The sequence below is a fragment of the Streptomyces virginiae genome, from assembly GCF_000720455.1.
GTDB lineage: Bacteria > Actinomycetota > Actinomycetes > Streptomycetales > Streptomycetaceae > Streptomyces > Streptomyces virginiae.
In genome coordinates this window covers 192,676-211,418 of sequence record NZ_JOAK01000001.1, presented here as the reverse complement: position 1 = coordinate 211,418, position 18,743 = coordinate 192,676, and the positions used below count along the sequence as shown (strand labels likewise).

Annotated in this window: 16 protein-coding genes and 1 tRNA gene; 8 read left to right on the top strand and 9 right to left on the bottom strand. The window is 68.5% G+C overall.

Translation table 11 applies throughout. The annotated features are described in order from the left end of the window. Nucleotides 1-92: 92 nt before the first annotated feature. The 9 genes from IG86_RS0101020 to dnaA form a co-directional block, all read right to left on the bottom strand. A tRNA-Ile gene (locus IG86_RS0101020) sits at nt 93-166 on the bottom strand. Between the two features lie 118 nt (nt 167-284). Continuing rightward, nucleotides 285-845 (bottom strand): DUF3566 domain-containing protein, encoded by a 561-nt coding sequence (locus IG86_RS0101015; protein WP_030894020.1) that lies wholly within the window; start codon nt 843-845, stop codon nt 285-287. A gap of 87 nt (nt 846-932) precedes the next feature. Continuing rightward, entirely contained in the window at nt 933-3,539 is a 2,607-nt protein-coding gene (gyrA, locus tag IG86_RS0101010; protein ID WP_030647504.1) for a DNA gyrase subunit A, read from the bottom strand. A 43-nt stretch (nt 3,540-3,582) separates the two neighbouring features. Continuing rightward, nucleotides 3,583-5,604, bottom strand: a complete 2,022-nt coding sequence (gyrB, locus tag IG86_RS0101005) for a DNA topoisomerase (ATP-hydrolyzing) subunit B (protein WP_030817092.1) — start codon at nt 5,602-5,604, stop codon at nt 3,583-3,585. Between the two features lie 305 nt (nt 5,605-5,909). Next, a complete protein-coding gene (locus IG86_RS0101000; RefSeq protein ID WP_030894010.1) occupies nt 5,910-6,464 on the bottom strand; it encodes a DciA family protein in 555 nt (184 codons plus the stop codon). Beyond that, nucleotides 6,461-7,597 (bottom strand): DNA replication/repair protein RecF, encoded by a 1,137-nt coding sequence (gene recF, locus IG86_RS0100995; RefSeq protein ID WP_030647495.1) that lies wholly within the window; start codon nt 7,595-7,597, stop codon nt 6,461-6,463. Before recF ends, IG86_RS0101000 begins: the two co-directional genes overlap by 4 nt. A gap of 57 nt (nt 7,598-7,654) precedes the next feature. Further along, complete coding sequence (gene gnd, locus IG86_RS0100990) at nt 7,655-8,530, bottom strand: phosphogluconate dehydrogenase (NAD(+)-dependent, decarboxylating) (RefSeq protein WP_030817087.1); 876 nt, start codon at nt 8,528-8,530, stop codon at nt 7,655-7,657. A gap of 246 nt (nt 8,531-8,776) precedes the next feature. Further along, complete coding sequence (dnaN, locus tag IG86_RS0100985; protein ID WP_030647489.1) at nt 8,777-9,907, bottom strand: DNA polymerase III subunit beta; 1,131 nt, start codon at nt 9,905-9,907, stop codon at nt 8,777-8,779. A gap of 841 nt (nt 9,908-10,748) precedes the next feature. Further along, a complete protein-coding gene (gene dnaA / locus IG86_RS0100980) occupies nt 10,749-12,554 on the bottom strand; it encodes a chromosomal replication initiator protein DnaA (RefSeq protein ID WP_078905760.1) in 1,806 nt (601 codons plus the stop codon). Between the two features lie 355 nt (nt 12,555-12,909). Here dnaA and rpmH point away from each other — a divergent pair, with 355 nt between their 5' ends. The 8 genes from rpmH (at nt 12,910) to IG86_RS0100950 (ending at nt 18,659) form a co-directional block, all read left to right on the top strand. Further along, nucleotides 12,910-13,047 carry a 50S ribosomal protein L34 gene (gene rpmH, locus IG86_RS0100975; protein WP_018547628.1) on the top strand — a complete coding sequence of 46 codons (138 nt, stop codon included), beginning with the start codon at nt 12,910-12,912 and terminating at the stop codon, nt 13,045-13,047. Nucleotides 13,048-13,068: 21 nt separating this feature from the next. Continuing rightward, nucleotides 13,069-13,443: a ribonuclease P protein component gene (gene rnpA / locus IG86_RS40715; RefSeq protein WP_078848045.1), complete on the top strand. Its 375-nt coding sequence runs from the start codon at nt 13,069-13,071 to the stop codon at nt 13,441-13,443. Then, nucleotides 13,440-13,721 (top strand): membrane protein insertion efficiency factor YidD, encoded by a 282-nt coding sequence (gene yidD, locus IG86_RS40710; protein ID WP_076043740.1) that lies wholly within the window; start codon nt 13,440-13,442, stop codon nt 13,719-13,721. The genes rnpA and yidD overlap by 4 nt, the downstream gene beginning before the upstream one ends. Nucleotides 13,722-13,724: 3 nt before the next feature. Continuing rightward, entirely contained in the window at nt 13,725-14,828 is a 1,104-nt protein-coding gene (gene yidC / locus IG86_RS0100970) for a membrane protein insertase YidC (protein WP_030647479.1), read from the top strand. Between the two features lie 15 nt (nt 14,829-14,843). After that, nucleotides 14,844-15,356 carry a Jag family protein gene (locus tag IG86_RS0100965; RefSeq protein WP_030025736.1) on the top strand — a complete coding sequence of 171 codons (513 nt, stop codon included), beginning with the start codon at nt 14,844-14,846 and terminating at the stop codon, nt 15,354-15,356. Between the two features lie 129 nt (nt 15,357-15,485). Continuing rightward, the gene (rsmG, locus tag IG86_RS0100960) at nt 15,486-16,202 is read left to right on the top strand and encodes a 16S rRNA (guanine(527)-N(7))-methyltransferase RsmG (RefSeq protein ID WP_030817076.1); all 717 of its coding nucleotides are present in this window, start codon (nt 15,486-15,488) and stop codon (nt 16,200-16,202) included. A gap of 265 nt (nt 16,203-16,467) precedes the next feature. Then, on the top strand, nt 16,468-17,556 hold the full coding sequence (locus tag IG86_RS0100955; protein ID WP_078905759.1) for a ParA family protein: 1,089 nt from the start codon (nt 16,468-16,470) through the stop codon (nt 17,554-17,556). Continuing rightward, the gene (locus tag IG86_RS0100950; protein ID WP_030893996.1) at nt 17,553-18,659 is read left to right on the top strand and encodes a ParB/RepB/Spo0J family partition protein; all 1,107 of its coding nucleotides are present in this window, start codon (nt 17,553-17,555) and stop codon (nt 18,657-18,659) included. Before IG86_RS0100955 ends, IG86_RS0100950 begins: the two co-directional genes overlap by 4 nt. Nucleotides 18,660-18,743: the final 84 nt, after the last annotated feature.

Here is an 18,743-nt window from a genome sequence, read left to right as displayed (position 1 = left end):
CACCGACCGATACCGATCGGTGACCTGGCGGCCCACCAACCGGCCCAACGAAGAAGACCCCCAGGCCTTGGGCCTGGGGGTCTTCGACACTGTGGGGCTAACAGGATTTGAACCTGTGGCCTCATCCTTATCAGGGATGCGCTCTAACCAACTGAGCTATAGCCCCATCCGCGCTGCGCGCTGACTCCTGAAGATTAGCGCACAGACCCGGTCAGGCCAAAATCTGTTCCCGGGGGGCGTCTGCGCAGGTCATCCGACCCTTCGCAGGCGCTCCGCCGGGAGGCCTACTCGTCCTCGGCGAGGGTGAGCTCGACGCCGCCGACGAATCCCGCCGACAGGTTGTAGATGAACGCGCCCAGCGTCGCCAGCGCCGTCGCCAGCACCACGTCGATCACCGCGATCACCGACGTGAAGATCAGCACGCGCGGCAGCGACATGAACGCCTGCAGGTCGAAGCCGTTGCCCTCGTTCGATCCGGTCGCCTCGCTGATGGTGCCGCCGACGGTCGAGAAGACGCCCATGGCGTCCATGACCATCCACAGCACCGCCGCCGCCACGATCGTGCAGATGCCCAGCGCGATCGACAGCAGGAAGCTGACCTTCATCACCGACCACGGGTCGGCCTTGGCCACCCGCAGCCGCGCCTTGCGCGTCCGGGGGGTCGTACGGACCGGCGTACGCGGCTTGCGCTGACCGGCGGGCGCACCGCCGCCGCGCGGCGCACCCGGGCCCGCGGGCGCCGTGTAGGCCTGCGGCGGCTGGTACGGCTGCGCGGGCTTGTCCGCGCCGGCGGCGGCCTCGGCCCCGGTCTCGTCCGGCGCCTTCGGTCCTCGGGTGTCCGTCACGGTTCCCCCCTGGGAGTCCGCGGCGGGGCCACGGGCACCGTTCGCTCCAGTCTTGGCCGGTCCGGCGCCCGTGGCTCCACTCACGACTTACTCCTCGTGCTCCCCGGCCGAAGGCTGCGTGCCCTCGGCGGCCTCGGCGGCCGGTGCGTCGGCCGCCTCGGTCTCGTTCTCGTCGACCTCGACCTCGTCAGCTTCCTGACCGGCCTCGGCGTTACGGGCGATGCCGACCACGGCATCGCGCTTGCCCAGGTTGATCAGCTGGACGCCCATGGTGTCACGGCCGGTCTCCCTGACTTCATTGACGCGCGTACGAATCACACCACCGCTGAGCGTGATGGCGAGAATCTCGTCCGTTTCGTCCACCACGAGCGCCCCGACGAGCGACCCGCGGTCCTCCACGATCTTCGCGGCCTTGATGCCCAGACCGCCACGACCCTGGACGCGGTACTCGTCGACCGGCGTCCGCTTGGCGTAGCCGCCGTCGGTCGCGGTGAAGACGAACGTACCGGGCCGGACCACGCTCATGGAGAGCAGTTCGTCTCCTTCACGGAAACTCATGCCCTTCACACCCGACGTCGCACGGCCCATCGGGCGCAGCGCGTCGTCGGTCGCCGTGAAGCGGATCGACTGCGCCTTCTTGCTGATCAGCAGCAGGTCGTCCTCGGCGGACACCAGCTCGGCGCCGATCAGCTCGTCGTCGCTGCCGTCCTCGGTCTCCCGGAGGTTGATCGCGATCACGCCACCCGATCGGGGGGAGTCGTAGTCCTTCAGCGCCGTCTTCTTCACCAGGCCGCCCTTGGTGGCCAGGATCAGGTAGGGCGCCGCCTCGTAGTCGCGGATCGCGAGGATCTGGGCGATCTTCTCGTCCGGCTGGAAGGCCAGCAGGTTCGCCACGTGCTGCCCGCGGGCGTCACGGCCGGCGTCCGGCAGCTCGTACGCCTTGGACCGGTAGACGCGGCCCTTGTTCGTGAAGAACAGCAGCCAGTGGTGCGTGGTGGAGACGAAGAAGTGGTCGACCAGGTCGTCCTGCTTCAGCTTCGTGCCGCGCACGCCCTTGCCGCCGCGCTTCTGCGAACGGTAGTCCTCGGTCTTGGTGCGCTTGACGTAGCCGCCGTGCGTGATCGTGACGACGATGTCCTCTTCGGCGATCAGGTCCTCGATGGACATGTCGCCGTCGAAGGGCACCAGCTTCGAGCGCCGGTCGTCGCCGAACTTCTCGACGATCGCCGCCAGTTCCTCGCTGACGATCGAGCGCTGGCGCTCCTCCGAGGCCAGGATCGCGTTGTACTCGTTGATCTTGGCCTGGAGTTCGTCGTGCTCGGCGACGATCTTCTGGCGCTCCAGGGCCGCGAGGCGGCGGAGCTGCATCTCCAGGATCGCGTTGGCCTGGATCTCGTCGATCTCCAGGAGGCCCATCAGGCCCTCGCGCGCGATCTCGACCGTGTTGCTGCGCCGGATCAGGGCGATGACCTCGTCGATCGCGTCCAGCGCCTTCAGCAGACCGCGCAGGATGTGCGCGCGCTCCTCCGCCTTGCGCAGGCGGAAGCGCGTGCGCCGGACGATGACCTCGATCTGGTGCGTCACCCAGTGGCGGATGAAGGCGTCGATCGACAGCGTGCGCGGCACGCCGTCCACCAGCGCCAGCATGTTGGCGCCGAAGTTCGTCTGCAGGTCGGTGTGCTTGTAGAGGTTGTTCAGCACGACCTTGGCGACGGCGTCGCGCTTGAGGACGATCACCAGGCGCTGGCCGGTCCGCGAGGAGGTCTCGTCACGGACGTCGGCGATGCCGCCGACCTTGCCGTCCTTGACCAGGTCCGCGATCTTCTGCGCGAGGTTGTCGGGGTTGGTCTGGTACGGGAGTTCCGTGACCACCAGGCACTGGCGGTTCTGGATCTCCTCGACCTCCACCACCGCGCGCATCGTGATGGAGCCGCGACCGGTCCGGTACGCCTCCTCGATGCCCTTGCGGCCCACGACCAGGGCGCCGGTCGGGAAGTCCGGGCCCTTGATCCGCTCGATGAGCGCGTCCTGGAGCTCCTCGTGCGAGGCCTCCGGGTTGGCCAGGTACCACTGCGCGCCGTCCGCGACCTCGCGGAGGTTGTGCGGCGGGATGTTGGTGGCCATGCCGACCGCGATGCCGGCGCTGCCGTTGATCAGCAGGTTCGGGAAGCGCGCCGGCAGGACCGTGGGCTCCTGGTTGCGGCCGTCGTAGTTGTCCTGGAAGTCGACGGTCTCCTCGTCGATGTCCCGGAGCATCTCCATGGCCAGCGGCATGAGCTTGCACTCGGTGTAGCGCATCGCGGCCGCCGGGTCGTTGCCCGGGGAGCCGAAGTTGCCGTTGGAGTCCACCAGCGGCATGCGCATCGACCACGGCTGGGCCAGGCGGACCAGGGCGTCGTAGATGGAGCTGTCACCGTGCGGGTGGTAGGTGCCCATGACGTCGCCGACGACGCGGGCGCACTTGTAGAAGCCCTTCTCGGGCCGGTAGCCGCCGTCGTACATCGCGTACAGCACGCGGCGGTGCACCGGCTTGAGGCCGTCGCGCACGTCCGGCAGGGCGCGCGAGACGATGACGGACATCGCGTAGTCGAGGTAGGAGCGCTGCATCTCCGTCTCGAGCCCGACGGGCTCGATGCGCAGCACGGGCTGCTCCTCCGCGGGGTTCTCTGCGGTGGGGGTGGTTTCGTCGGCCATTGCTGGTCAGAAGTCCTTTCAGGCGGCGGTCAGCGGAGCCGACTCAGATGTCGAGGAAGCGGACGTCCTTGGCGTTGCGCTGGATGAAGGAGCGCCGCGCCTCGACGTCCTCACCCATCAGCACCGAGAACAGGTCGTCGGCCTGCGCCGCGTCGTCGAGGGTGACCTGGCCGAGGACACGGTGGTCCACGTCCATGGTGGTGACGCGCAGTTCCTCGGCGTTCATCTCGCCCAGACCCTTGAAGCGCTGGATCGAGTCTTCCTTGATCCGCTTGCCGTTCTGCTTGCCGAGCTCCACCAGCGCGTCGCGCTCGCGGTCCGAGTACGCGTACTCGAAGTCGTCGCGGCCCCACTTGATCTTGTAGAGCGGCGGACGGGACAGGTACACGTGACCGGCCTCGACCAGCGGCCGCATGAAGCGGAAGAGGAAGGTCAGCAGCAGGGTGTTGATGTGCTGGCCGTCGACGTCGGCGTCCGCCATCAGGATGATCTTGTGATAGCGGAGCTTCTCGATGTCGAAGTCCTCGTGCACACCGGTGCCGAAGGCGCTGATCAGCGCCTGGACCTCGGTGTTCTGCAGGATCTTGTCGATGCGCGCCTTCTCGACGTTCAGGATCTTGCCGCGGATCGGCAGGATGGCCTGGTACATCGGGTTGCGGCCGGACTTCGCCGAACCGCCGGCGGAGTCACCCTCGACGATGAAGATCTCGCACTTGGTCGGGTCGTTCGACTGGCAGTCGGACAGCTTGCCCGGCAGCGAGGCGCTCTCCAGCAGGCCCTTGCGACGGGTGAGGTCGCGGGCCTTGCGGGCCGCGACGCGCGCCGTGGCCGCCTGGATCGACTTGCGGACGATGTCCGCGGCCTCGACCGGGTTGCGGTCGAACCAGTCGTTCAGGTGCTCGTGGACGACCTTCTGCACGAAGGTCTTGGCCTCCGTGTTGCCCAGCTTGGTCTTCGTCTGGCCCTCGAACTGCGGCTCGCCCAGCTTGACCGAGATGATCGCCGTCAGACCCTCGCGGATGTCCTCGCCGGCGAGGTTGTCGTCCTTCTCGCGGAGCAGCTTCTTGTCACGCGCGTAGCGGTTGACCAGACCGGTCAGCGCCGCGCGGAAGCCCTCCTCGTGGGTACCGCCCTCGTGCGTGTGGATCGTGTTCGCGAAGGAGTAGACACCCTCGGTGTACTGCGAGTTCCACTGCATCGCGATCTCGACCGAGAGCATGCGCTCCTTGTCCTCGGCCTCCACGTCGATGACGGTGGGGTGGATCAGCTCGCCCTTGCGCGAGTTGAGGTACTTCACGAAGTCGACGATGCCGCCCTCGTAGTAGTACTTCACCGTGCGCGCCTGGGGCTCGGCCGTGTCCGCGTCCGGGTCGTCGGCGCCCGCCGTCGCCTTCGCCGACTCGCGCTCGTCCGTCAGCGACAGGGTCAGGCCCTTGTTGAGGAAGGCCATCTCCTGGAAGCGCCGCGACAGCGTCTCGAAGGAGTACTCGGTCGTCTCGAAGATGTCGCCGTCGGCCCAGAAGGTGACCGAGGTGCCGGTCTCCGCCGTCTCCTCGTTCTTGGCCAGCGGGGCCGTCGGAACGCCCAGCTTGTAGTCCTGGGTCCAGCGGTGGCCGTCCGTCTTGACCTCGACCGCGACCTTGGTCGACAGGGCGTTCACGACGGAGACGCCGACACCGTGCAGACCGCCGGAGACGGCGTAGCCGCCGCCGCCGAACTTGCCGCCCGCGTGCAGGACCGTCAGGACGACCTCGAGGGCCGGCTTCCCCTCGGACGGAACGATGCCGACCGGGATACCGCGGCCGTTGTCCACGACGCGCACCCCGCCGTCGGCGAGGATCGTCACGTCGATGGTGTCCGCGTGCCCGGCCAGCGCCTCGTCGACCGAGTTGTCGACGACCTCGTAGACGAGGTGGTGCAGACCACGCTCACCCGTCGAGCCGATGTACATACCCGGCCGCTTGCGGACCGCGTCCAGGCCCTCGAGGACCTGGATCGCACTGGCGTCGTAATTCTTCTCGTTGGAGTCGCCGGAATCGGCCACGAAGCGCCCTTTCTGGCACAGCGCAGCCCGTACTCCGGACCCAGCGAGTGCGCCAGCGGAGCGGCCGCGTCGATCTGCGTTGTCTGCGTGATCCCGCAAATGGGCGGGATTTCCCTCAGTCTACCGGTACCACGGACATGAATGGGGGTTTGCCGGTACCTGAGTCCGCATGTGCCGCCCTGAACCTCCTCTCTCCGACTCCCCACATCCGGGGAGGGGCTCAAAGAGGCTCACACGGGCACCCAGCGCTTCGGCCTGTCAACCTCCGGCTACCGTGAGGGACGCCACCCGCCGACGCGGGCACGACAGCGGCCCGCGGGTGCTACTCACCCGTAGGTGTCACCGGGTCCGGTGCTCCCCGGAGCCCGCCAGGGCCCGTACCCCTTCGGGCGTCCGCCCGGTCCCTGCACCTTGATCAGCCGGACCGTGCCCTGGCCCAGATCCGCGTTCAGCCGCGCCACCAGCTGCGGGGCCAGCAGCTTCAGCTGCGCCGCCCACGCCGAGGAGTCGCACCTCACGACCAGCTCACGGTTCTCGTACCGCTGCGGTTCACAGTGCGCCGCGATCTCGGGGCCGACGATCTCCGGCCAGCGCTCCATCACGCCCGCCACCGCCATCGGCATCTCCCACCCGCGCTCGGTGCGCAGCCGGTCCAGCGCCGCCATCAGCGGCATCGGGTCCCGGCCGTCCGCGCGGGCGCCCGACCGCAGCCCCGGCTGCTGCTGGCGCTTGCGGCCGCCCGCCGCGTTGCCCCGGGCCCGCGCCTGCTCGCGCGCCGCCGCCAGGGCCTGGCGGGCCAGGTCCACCCCGGATGCCTCCGGAGCCTTGCGGCCCTGCTGGGGCTCCTTGCCGTGCCGCGGATCCTTGCCGTTCTCGTTCACAACCGGGTCACCTCACCGCCGGACACCCCGAACCGGGCTCCCACCAGCACCCCCGGGACGTCGTCGTCCACGGCCGCCGTCACCAGCACCTGCTCGCCCGGCGCGACCAGCTCCGCCAGCCGCTCCCGGCGCCGCGCGTCCAGTTCCGCGAACACGTCGTCCAGGATCAGCACGGGCTCACTGCCCTCCGAGCGCAGCAGCTCGTAGGAGGCCAGCCGCAGCGCCAGCGCGTACGACCAGGACTCGCCGTGACTGGCGTAGCCCTTGGCGGGCAGCTCCCCCAGCCGCAGGGCCACGTCGTCGCGGTGCGGGCCGACCAGGGTCACGCCGCGCTCGATCTCCTGCTTGCGCACCTCGCCGAGAGCGGCCAGGAGCACCTCGTACAGGGCCTCGCGGGTGCGCGCCGCGCCGCTGTCGACGCTCTCGCCGGCCGAGCACTTGTACGCCAGCCCCAGCGGGCCGCCGCCGGGCGCGAGCTGCTCGTACGCCTTGTCCGCCAGCGGCAGCAGCGTCGCGATCAGGTCGAGGCGCTGCGCCAGCAGCTCCGCGCCGGCGCGCGCGAGGTGCTGGTCCCACACGTCGAGGGTGGACAGGTCCATCGAGCGGCCGCCGTGCCGGCGGGCCATCGCCGCGGACTTCAGCAGGGTGTTGCGCTGCTTGAGCACGCGCTCGTAGTCCGAGCGGACCCCCGCCATCCGCGGCGAGCGCGCCGTGACCAGCTCGTCGAGGAACTTGCGCCGCTCGCCCGGATCGCCCTTGACCAGGGCCAGGTCCTCCGGCGCGAAGAGCACCGTCCGGACGATCCCCAGCACGTCCCGCGGCCTGACCTGCGAGGACCGGTTGATCCGGGCCCGGTTGGCGCGGCCGGGGTTCAGCTCCAGCTCGACCAGCTGCCGGCGCTCGCCCTGGGTGACGGCCGCGCGGATCACGGCGCGCTCCGCCCCCATCCGTACGAGCGGGGCGTCCGAGGAGACGCGGTGGCTGCCCAGGGTGGCCAGGTAGCCGACCGCCTCGACGAGGTTGGTCTTGCCCTGGCCGTTGGGACCCACGAAAGCGGTGACGCCCGGGTCGAGGGGAACCTCGGCCCGGGCGTACGAGCGGAAGTCGGCCAATGAGAGATGCGAGACATGCATACGGCGCCGACCTCCCCCGGCTTTCCACTGCTCTTGTGGTGCTGTGCTGCTGAGCTGCTAGTTCTTCTCGACCGCGTGGCCGCCGAACTGGTTGCGCAGGGCGGCGATCATCTTCATCTGCGGGGAGTCGTCCTGCCGCGAGGCGAACCGCGCGAACAGCGACGCCGTGATCGCGGGCAGCGGTACGGCGTTGTCGATCGCCGCCTCCACCGTCCAGCGGCCCTCGCCCGAGTCCTGCGCGAAGCCCTTCAGCCGCTCCAGGTGCTCGTCCTCGTCGAGGGCGTTCACGGCCAGGTCCAGCAGCCACGAGCGGATGACGGTGCCTTCCTGCCAGGAGCGGAAGACCTCGCGGACGTCGGTGACCGAGTCCACCTTCTCCAGGAGCTCCCAGCCCTCGGCGTAGGCCTGCATCATGGCGTACTCGATGCCGTTGTGGACCATCTTCGCGAAGTGGCCCGCGCCGACCTTGCCGGCGTGCACGGCGCCGAACTCGCCCTCGGGCTTGAGGGCGTCGAAGACCGGCTGGACGCGGGCGACGTGGTCCTTGGCGCCGCCGTACATCAGCGCGTAGCCGTTCTCCAGGCCCCACACGCCGCCGGAGACACCGCAGTCGACGAAGCCGATGCCCTTGGCCGCCAGCTCCTCGGCGTGCTTCTCGTCGTCCGTCCAGCGGGAGTTGCCGCCGTCGACGACGACGTCGCCGATCGAGAGCAGCTCGCCCAGCTCGTCGATGGTGGACTGCGTCGCCGCGCCGGCGGGGACCATCACCCACACGACGCGGGGGGCCTGCAGGCTGTCCACAAGTTCCCGCAGGCTGTGGACATCCGCGAGGTCCGGGTTGCGGTCGTATCCGATGACGGTGTGGCCTGCGCGGCGGATGCGCTCGCGCATGTTGCCGCCCATCTTGCCGAGACCGACGAGACCAAGCTCCATCAGGTGGTTCCTTAAGCGTTGTGGCCGTCTTTGCCGGGGCTGCCCCGGCCGTGTCCGCGTGGGACGGGCGGGGGCCGCCCACCGGATCCGAGCCTACGCCGGGCCGTGGCGACGGGCCCCGCGGGCGCTCCATGGCGACCGGTCCGGCTTTCCGGGTTTCCCCGGCGCCCTCCCCAGCCTGTGGACGACGCCGGGCCCGGTCCGCAGCAGCGTGCGAGACCGGGCCCGGCGTCGACGGGTGGAGCGTCAGCCGGACAGGCGCACCGGCATGATCAGGTACTTGTAGGCCTCGTCGGCCTCCGCGTCGACCGCCGGGCGGCCGCTGAGCAGCGCGGGCTTGGTCGACGTGGTGAAGCTGAGCTGGGCCACCGGGGACGCGATCGCGCTGAGGCCGTCCAGCAGGAAAGTCGGGTTGAAGGCGATGGAGATGTCGTCGCCGTCCAGCTGGGCGTCGACCCTTTCCACAGCCTGTGCGTCGTCGGAGGAACCGGCCTCCAGGATCAGCACGCCCTGCTCGAAGCTCAGGCGGACCGGGGTGTTGCGCTCGGCCACCAGGGCCACGCGCTTGACGGCCTCGACGAAGGGCGCGGTCTCGATCACGGCGACGGAGTTGAACTCGGTCGGGAAGAGCGTCCGGTACTTGGGCAGGTCGCCCTCGAGGAGCCGGGTGGTGGTGCGGCGGCCGGCGCCCTCGAAACCGATCAGGCCTTCGCCCGCACCGGAGCCGGAAAGCGCCAGAGTGACCGTGTCACCGCTGGTCAGCGAGTTGGCGATCTCCTGGAGCGTCTTGGCGGGCACCAGGGCCACCGCCGACGCGTCCGGGTTCTCCGGCTTCCACAGGAACTCGCGGACCGCGAAGCGGTAGCGGTCGGTGGAGGCCAGGGTGACGCGGTCGCCCTCGATCTCGATGCGCACACCGGTCAGCACCGGGAGGGTGTCGTCGCGGCCCGCGGCCGTGGCGACCTGCTTGGCGGCGGCGGCGAAGACCTCGCCGGGCACGGTGCCGGTCGCGGTCGGCATCTGCGGCAGTGCCGGGTACTCCTCCACAGGCAGGGTGTGGAGTGTGAACCGCGAGGAGCCGCAGACCACGGTCGCCCGTACACCGTCTGTGGAAATCTCCACAGGGCGGTTGGGGAGGGCGCGGCAGATGTCGGCGAGGAGCCGGCCGGAGACCAGGACGGTGCCGTCCTCCTCCACGTCCGCCTCGACCGAGACGCGGGCCGAGACCTCGTAGTCGAAGCCGGAGAGGCTCAGGGTGCCGTCCTCGGCCTTGAGCAGCAGGCCCGCGAGGACGGGCACCGGCGGCCGGGCCGGGAGGCTGCGGGCCGCCCAGGCCACCGCCTCCGCGAGTACGTCGCGCTCCACCCGGATCTTCACCGGAACCGCCTCCTGCTGTTGCTCGCTCGTCTGCCGGCCTTCGTCGTCGGCTCGTCGATGCCTCGACCGATGCCGGGGACCAGTCTGACGTACGGCGCCGACACTCGGTGCGGCTGGCGGTCAAGTCGGGAGCGAGGCGTCGGGACGGGCGACCGACGAGTTGTGCACAGGACCTGCTTGAAAACCGAAACCGGGCTAACTCTCTATGGGGGTAGTAGTAGGGCCTGTGGAAACGGTGGATAAGCCCGTCGTCGCAGGTCAGCCCGCGTTTTTTATCCACCGGCCCTGTGGGTGACACCGGTGGACAACCCGGTGTCCCTGTGGAGAACGAAAAGTTCTGCACAGGCTGTCCCCAGGTACCCCCGGTTACTCCACAGGTGTGTCCCCAGCTTTCCCCCGGTACTCCACAGCCCAAACGTCTACATCCGTGTGACGGCTTTCACTCCGGGCGGTGAGAGGGGGTGGCGGGTTGCCGAACAGTGGACAAGGGTGTGGAGAACTCTGCAGAACCTGTGCACAGCATGAGGGAACCTGTGGGGTGGCGGTGGACAACGTCGTGGAAAGAGCTGTGGACGAGATTTTCGTCCACAGCCTGTGGATGACGCTTGCGCACAAATCCACAGGGTTCTGACCTGGCCTGATGGATCCTCACCAGCCACCCCTGTGGACAGATTGTGGGTGACGCGGGCGGTCCCCAGGGTGTGGACGGAAGAAAGTCGCCGAATCTGTGGATGAGTTGCTCCGCGGGGGGCGTATTCGAACAGGTCAGGGGCGCACGCACGAAGAAGGGCGCCCCCGTTGTGGACCGGGAGCGCCCTCTGAATGTGTTTGAAGGGGCCTGTCAGCCGTTCTTGATGCGGTTGGTGAGCTCGGTGACCTGGTTGTAGATGGAGCGCCGCTCGGCCATCAGAGCGCGGATCTTGCGGTCCGCGTGCATGACCGTGGTGTGGTCGCGGCCGCCGAACTGCGCCCCGATCTTGGGCAGCGACAGGTCGGTGAGCTCCCGGCACAGGTACATGGCGATCTGCCGGGCGGTGACCAGGACCCGGCTGCGCGAGGAGCCGCACAGGTCGTCCACGGTCAGGCCGAAGTAGTCCGCGGTGGCCGCCATGATGTCGGAGGCCGTGATCTCCGGCGCGCTGTCCTCGCCGCCGGGGATCAGGTTCTTGAGGACGTCCTCGGTGAGACCCAGGTCGACCGGCTGGCGGTTGAGGCTCGCGAAGGCCGTGACCCGGATCAGCGCCCCCTCCAGCTCGCGGATGTTGCGCGAGATGCGGGAGGCGATGAACTCCAGTACCTCCGGCGGGGCGTTGAGCTGCTCCTGGACCGCCTTCTTGCGCAGGATCGCGATCCGGGTCTCCAGCTCGGGGGGCTGGACGTCCGTGATCAGGCCCCACTCGAAGCGGTTGCGGAGCCGGTCCTCCAGGGTGACGAGCTGCTTGGGCGGCCGGTCGGAGGAGAGGACGATCTGCTTGTTTGCGTTGTGGAGCGTGTTGAAGGTGTGGAAGAACTCCTCCTGCGTCGACTCCTTGCTCGCGAGGAACTGGATGTCGTCGACGAGCAGGATGTCCATCTCGCGGTAGCGCTTGCGGAACGCGTCGCCCTTGCCGTCGCGGATCGAGTTGATGAACTCGTTCGTGAACTCCTCGGAGCTCACGTACCGCACGCGGGTGCCGGGGTAGAGGCTGCGCGCGTAGTGCCCGATGGCGTGCAGCAGGTGCGTCTTGCCGAGGCCCGACTCCCCGTAGATGAAGAGCGGGTTGTAGGCCTTCGCCGGCGCTTCGGCCACGGCCACCGCGGCGGCGTGTGCGAAGCGGTTGGACGCGCCGATGACGAAGGTGTCGAAGAGGTACTTGGGGTTCAGCCGGGCGGTCGGCTCCAGCGGGCCCGAGGTGGAGCCGCCGGACGGCGCAGGGGGCGCCGCGGGCCGGCCGGGAGCCTGGCGGGGCGCCGGCTGCTCGTAGGACTGCTGCTCGTATTGATGCGGCTGATGGGGCTGGTGCGACTTCTGCTGCTCGTACGGAGACTGCTCGTACTGCTGCTGCTCGTACTGCTGCTGGTCGAAGGAGCCCTGGTCGTACTGCTGCTGGTCGTAGCCCGAGGGTTCGGCCTGCTGGAGGTAGCCCGGCTGCGGGGAGGCGTAGGGGTCGCGCTCGGGGAAGCCGCCCAGGCGCGGCTGCTGCCAGCCGTAGTCGTCCTGCTGGCCGCCGCGGGGCCACGCGCCGGGCTCGGAGCGCGGCTGCTGGTAGTCCGGATAGGCCGGGCGGGCCGTGGGGAGCTGCTCTTCCGAGGGGCCGCCGCCGGGGCGCTGGCCGCCGTACGGCTCGTAGCCGCCGGGCTGCTGGCCGGGCGGGGCGGCGGGGGCGGGCTCGCCGGCGGAGTCGTCCACGGTGATGGCGATCCGGATCGGGCGGCCGCACTCGCGGCTGAGCGCGTCGCTGATCAGCGGGGCGAGGCGGCCTTCGAGGACGCGCTTGCCCCACTCGTTGGGAACGGCCAGGAGGGCGGTGTCGGCGACGAGTGCCAGGGGCTGGCACCGCTCGACCCACTGCTTGTCCTTGGGCTCGATGCCCGGCTGTCCCTCCCCGAGGAGCTTTTCGAGCACCCTTGGCCACACTGCGGCAAGATCGGCAGGTACGTCAGCCACAGAGCACGCTCTCTCACAGGGGTCCCACGAATGTGTGGTTCTTTGGGACGGTCGGGACAAAAAATCCGGGGTCAGGCAACGGTAGTCAGGCCAGAGGCTGCGGTTCAAGTCGTTGTCCACAGCCTGTGCACAGTGCGGGGTCGGGCAGGCTCGGTTTGACCGGATGGCGTAGCCGCGCGTACCGTAACGAGGTCGAGTTGTCGATGGCTGCTGCCGCCTGCCTACCGATGGGCGAAGGTCACTGATAGTGATCAATTAGCGGTGCCACTCGGGCGAACACGCGAGTTTCCTCGTGGGCGCACGGTGACAGCCAGGCGATGTCCCGCCACAACGATTCATTCTCTGGAGCCCCCGAGTGAGCAAGCGCACCTTCCAGCCGAACAACCGCCGTCGTGCCAAGACCCACGGCTTCCGCCTGCGGATGCGTACCCGCGCCGGTCGCGCGATCCTCGCGAACCGCCGTTCCAAGGGCCGCGCCGCCCTTTCCGCGTAACAACGCGCAGGTCGTGACGTCGTGCTGTCTCCCGAGAATCGGCTGAGGCGGCGCGAGGACTTCGCGAGCGCGGTACGCCGAGGACGCCGGGCCGGTCGCCCACTCCTCGTCGTACACCTACGTACAAGCGGTGCAACGGACCCGCACGAGTCGGGGGAGATCGATCCCTCGTCGCGTGCGGGTTTCGTCGTCAGCAAGGCCGTAGGCAACGCCGTCATACGGAACCGGGTGAAGCGGCGCCTTCGCCATCTGGTCCGCGAGCGGCTCTCACAGCTGCCCGCCGGTAGCCTGGTGGTGGTACGAGCGTTGCCCGGAGCGGGTGATGCCGGCCCCGACGAACTGGCCCGGGACCTGGATGCCGCTCTGGTGCGGCTCCTGGGAGGCGTGGCTCGATGAAGTACCCGCTGCTCGCTTTGATCAAGCTGTACCAGTGGACGATCAGTCCGCTGCTCGGGCCGGTGTGCCGCTACTACCCGTCGTGTTCGCACTACGGGTACACGGCCATCGACCGGCATGGTGCGGTGAAGGGGACAGCGCTGACTGCCTGGCGGATCCTGCGGTGCAATCCGTGGTCCCCGGGTGGTGTGGACCATGTCCCACCCCGTAAACGCCCGCGTTGGCACGAGCAGCTGCGCAGTGCGTTGCGTAGATCTCGCAATGCTCAAGGAGCCTGATTAGTGGACACGATTGCCAGTCTGTTCAGCTTTATCACTTACCCCGTCTCGTGGATCATCGTCCAGTTCCATTCGATGTACGGGGCGATCTTCGGTGAGTCCAGTGGGTGGGCCTGGGGCCTGTCCATCGTGTCCCTGGTGATCTTGATCCGTATCTGCCTGATCCCGCTCTTCGTGAAGCAGATCAAGGCGACGCGGGGTATGCAGGCGCTCCAGCCGAAGATGAAGGCGATCCAGGAGCGCTACAAGAACGACAAGCAGCGCCAGTCCGAAGAGATGATGAAGCTGTACAAGGAGACGGGCACCAACCCGCTCTCCTCGTGCCTGCCCATCCTGGCGCAGTCCCCGTTCTTCTTCGCGCTGTACCACGTGCTGTCGAACATCGCCGATGGCAAGGCAGTCGGCGCGATGGACCAGCAGCTGGTCGACAGCGCCCGCGCGGCCAAGATCTTCGGTGCGCCGATCGCGGCGAAGTTCATGGACAGCCCGGAGAAGGTCGCGGCCCTGGGGGCCACGCTGACGGACGTCCGGATCGTGACCGCAGTCATGATCATCATGATGTCGCTGTCGCAGTTCTACACCCAGCGTCAGCTGATGCAGAAGAACGTCGACCTGTCGGTCAAGACTCCCTTCATGCAGCAGCAGAAGATGCTGATGTACATCTTCCCGGTGATCTTCGCGGTCATGGGTATCAACTTCCCCGTCGGTGTCCTCGTCTACTGGCTGACCACCAACGTCTGGACCATGGGTCAGCAGATGTACGTGATCAACCAGAACCCGACGCCGGGCAGCAAGGCGCAGGACCAGTACCTGACGCGGCTGCTCAAGCACGCCACCTCGCACGGTGAGGTCAAGGGCCGGGGCAAGAAGAAGATCGTCGCTGCCATCGTGGCCAAGGGTCCGGACCGCAACGACAACGAGCGGAAGTTCATCACGGCTCTGTCGAAGCAGGGTCTGGCCGCTCAGGCGGACGGTTCCGTGATCAAGAGTGTCGAGACCACGGCGGACTCGGATGCGGCCAGCGGCGGTGCCGCGAAGCGGCAGCAGCCGAAGCGGCAGACGAAGTCGCAGCGCCAGACGCCCAGCAAGCCCTCTCCCAAGAAGTAAGAAGGAGTCCCTCCCGTGACGGAAGGCACCACCACCGCCGCCGCTGAGAGTGGCGACACCCTGACCCGCCTTGAGCAGGAGGGTGAGATCGCGGCCGACTACCTCGAGGGTCTGCTGGACATCGCAGACCTGGACGGCGACATCGACATGGACGTCGAGGCCGACCGTGCCGCGGTGTCGATCGTCAGTGACTCCGCCAGCCGCGACCTGCAGAAGCTCGTGGGCCGCGACGGTGAGGTCCTGGAGGCCCTGCAGGAGCTGACCCGTCTGGCCGTCCACCGGGAGACCGGGGACCGCAGCCGGCTGATGCTCGACATCGCCGGGTTCCGTGCGAAGAAGCGCGAGGAGCTGGCGGCCCTGGGCGCGAAGGCGGCGGCGGACGTGAAGGCGTCGGGCGAGCCGCTGAAGCTGGCTCCGATGACCCCGTTCGAGCGGAAGGTCGTCCACGACGCCGTGGCGGCCGCCGGTCTGCGGAGCGAGTCCGAGGGCGAGGAGCCCCAGCGCTTCGTCGTTGTGCTCCCGGCCTGACCGCCAGCATGAGTGTTCGGCCCCGTCTGTGTCGCAGGCGGGGCCGATGTTTGTCAGCCTGGCATGTGAACGACGCGGCATCTTGAATACGTGGTCTTCGGGACCACGAGGTACGGAAGGACGGTCCCCGTGACGGAGGCAGCTGAGCTTCCCGAGGCGCCCGAAGAGGCGCGCGCGGTGTTCGGTGAGTTTTTCCCGGAAGCTGTGCGGTATGCGGAGCTGCTCGCGGACGCGGGAGTCAAGCGCGGCCTGATCGGCCCGCGTGAGGTGCCCCGGCTGTGGGAGAGGCACCTGCTGAACTGCGCAGTGCTCTCGGAAGTGGTGCCCCAGGGCGTCACGGTGTGCGACGTGGGCTCCGGTGCGGGTCTGCCCGGCATCCCGCTGGCACTGGTGCGACGGGATCTCAAGATCACGCTGCTCGAACCGCTGTTGCGGCGGACGACCTTCCTCCAGGAGGCCGTGGAGCTGCTGGGGCTCGACCACGTCACGGTGGTGCGCGGGCGTGCCGAGGAGGTCCTCGGCAAGCTCCAGCCGGTGCACGTGGTGACGGCGCGTGCGGTGGCTCCGCTGGACCGGCTGGCCGGCTGGGGCGTTCCCCTGTTGCGCCCGTACGGGGAGATGCTGGCGCTCAAGGGCGACACCGCCGAGGAGGAGCTGGTGTCGGCCAAGACGGCGCTGACGAAGCTCGGTGTGGTGAAGACCTCAGTGCTGCAGGTGGGCGAGGGTCTGGTGGACCCGCTCTCGACGGTGGTCCGAGTCGAGGTCGGAGAAAGCCCCGGTGGGGTGAGGTTCGCGGCCAAGCGGGCTAAGGCCGCCAGGGTCGGCCGGTCGCGTCGTCGTCGTTGATTCTCTGGCTGTGTGGGGCCCATGCGGAGATTTCGTCTGTGTTGGGCCCTATAGGTATGCATTTCGGAGTGTCGTAGAGGTCTGAAGACTCCGTCCGGGCATCGTGTTTCACGTGAAACGTCGCTCTCTGCTGCACGGAATCATCAGCCGCGGTCGTGCGGCCGCGTCCCCCCTCCAGCGCAAGGAAGCAAGGGGGACGGAGTTGTCCACATCGGTGGATTCATCCACAGGAGTACGGGCCCCGCTGGTTCGCGACCCCGGTGACATGGCAGGCTCTGTTCATCGCGAGCCTGATGTCGAGGAGAGTGACACCGTGCGGTCCGACGCCAACCTCGCGGGGCCGATGGCCGACCCGGTCCCCGGTCCCCGCTCAGAACCGGTGGGTGAGGATGTTTCACGTGAAACATCGGCCCCACCCCTTGTAGACAACGAGACCCCCATCGGTCGAGCCGCCCAGCTGGCGGTCGAGGCCATGGGGCGCTCCGGGGCGGCCATGCCGCGCCCGGAACAGACCCGCGTCATCGTGGTCGCCAACCAGAAGGGCGGCGTGGGCAAGACCACGACGACCGTGAATCTGGCGGCCTCGCTGGCTCTGAACGGGGCGCGGGTCCTCGTGGTCGACCTCGACCCTCAGGGGAACGCGTCCACCGCCCTGGGCATCGACCACCACGCCGACGTGCCGTCCATCTACCACGTGCTCGTGGACAGCAGGCCTCTCCTGGAGGTCGTCCAGCCGGTCGTGGACGTGGAGGGGCTCTTCTGTGCTCCGGCCACGATCGATCTGGCGGGTGCGGAGATCGAGCTGGTGTCTCTGGTGGCGAGGGAGAGCCGGCTCCAGCGGGCGATTCAGGCGTACGACCAGCCTCTCGACTACATCCTGATCGACTGCCCGCCCTCCCTCGGACTGCTGACGGTGAACGCCCTGGTGGCGGGCGCCGAGGTGCTGATTCCGATCCAGTGCGAGTACTACGCGCTGGAGGGCCTCGGCCAGCTGCTGCGCAATGTCGATCTGGTGCGCGCCCACCTCAACCCGGCCCTGCACGTGTCGACCATCCTGCTGACGATGTACGACGGCAGGACCCGGCTGGCATCGCAGGTGGCGGAGGAGGTGCGCAGCCACTTCGGCAAGGAGGTGCTGCGCACGAGCATCCCCCGATCGGTGCGTATTTCCGAAGCGCCGAGCTATGGGCAGACGGTGCTCACGTATGACCCGGGTTCCAGCGGTTCCCTCTCCTATCTGGAGGCGGCGCGAGAGATCGCGTATCGGGGGGTCGGTATGCAGTACGAGTCCCAGCACGCCCATCTGGGCGCAGGCATGAACAGCACGCAGAGTGTGGCGGAGGGGATCCAGTGAGTGAGCGACGTAGAGGGCTGGGACGGGGGCTCGCTGCACTGATCCCGCAGGCTCCGCAGGAGAAGACGCTGCCGGCGAGCAGTGTCGGTACCACCTCGCCGACGGCGGTACCGGAGCTGACGTCCGAGCGTGGGATCGCGGCGGCGAAGCTCGCGGCGTTGGCGCAGGCCGATGTTTCACGTGAAACATCGCTGGCGGTCGTCACGGTGGACGAGCCGACGGCGGGTCTTGAGCCGGCTCCGGAGCCCGAGGCGAACGTGGTGGCGGGAGCGATGTTCGCCGAGCTGCCGATGGACACGATCACGCCGAACCCGCGGCAGCCGCGCGAGGTGTTCGACGAGGACGCGCTCGCCGAGCTGGTGACCTCCATTCAGGAGGTGGGTCTGCTCCAGCCGGTGGTGGTGCGCCAGTCGGCACCCGGCCGCTATGAGCTGATCATGGGTGAGCGGCGCTGGCGGGCCTGTCGGGAAGCCGGACTGGAGGCCATTCCGGCGATCATCCGTGCGACCGACGACGAGAAGCTCCTGCTGGACGCGCTGCTGGAGAACCTGCACCGGGCTCAGCTCAACCCGCTGGAAGAGGCTGCGGCCTACGACCAGCTGCTGCAGGACTTCAACTGCACGCATGACCAGCTGGCCGACCGGATCGGTCGTTCGCGTCCCCAGGTGTCGAACACCCTGCGACTGCTGAAGCTGTCGCCGCCCGTGCAGCGCCGGGTGGCCGCCGGGGTGCTCTCTGCGGGTCATGCGAGGGCGCTGCTGTCTGTGGAGGACTCCGCGGAGCAGGACCGGCTGGCCCATCGCATCGTGGCCGAGGGTCTGTCGGTGCGTGCGGTCGAGGAGATCGTGACGCTGATGGCCTCGGAGCCGTCGAGTGCGGTCAAGCCGAAGGGGCCGCGTGCCGGTGCCCGGGTGTCGCCGGCGCTCAACGAGCTGGCGACACGGCTGTCGGACCGGTTCGAGACCCGGGTGAAGGTGGACCTGGGCCAGAAGAAGGGCAAGATCACCGTCGAGTTCGCCTCGATGGAGGATCTGGAGCGGATTCTGGGGACGCTGGCACCGGGCGAGGGCCGGGTGCTGGACCAGGGCCTCGCAGGCGAGTGATCTCCGGATTGGCCGAGGGGCGGATCGTGCCGGTGTGAACCGGTGGTCCGCCCCTTCGCTTTGCTGTCGAAGAACGATGGACCA

Bases quoted from the DNA above. Each gene is read 5' to 3' on its own strand.
- gnd (WP_030817087.1), bottom strand. From the start codon at position 8,530: ATGGAGCTTGGTCTCGTCGGTCTCGGCAAGATGGGCGGCAACATGCGC.
- yidD (WP_076043740.1), top strand. From the start codon at position 13,440: ATGAAGTACCCGCTGCTCGCTTTGATCAAGCTGTACCAGTGGACGATC.
- IG86_RS0100955 (WP_078905759.1), top strand. From the start codon at position 16,468: ATGGCAGGCTCTGTTCATCGCGAGCCTGATGTCGAGGAGAGTGACACC.
- gyrA (WP_030647504.1), bottom strand. From the start codon at position 3,539: ATGGCCGACGAAACCACCCCCACCGCAGAGAACCCCGCGGAGGAGCAG.
- recF (WP_030647495.1), bottom strand. From the start codon at position 7,597: ATGCATGTCTCGCATCTCTCATTGGCCGACTTCCGCTCGTACGCCCGG.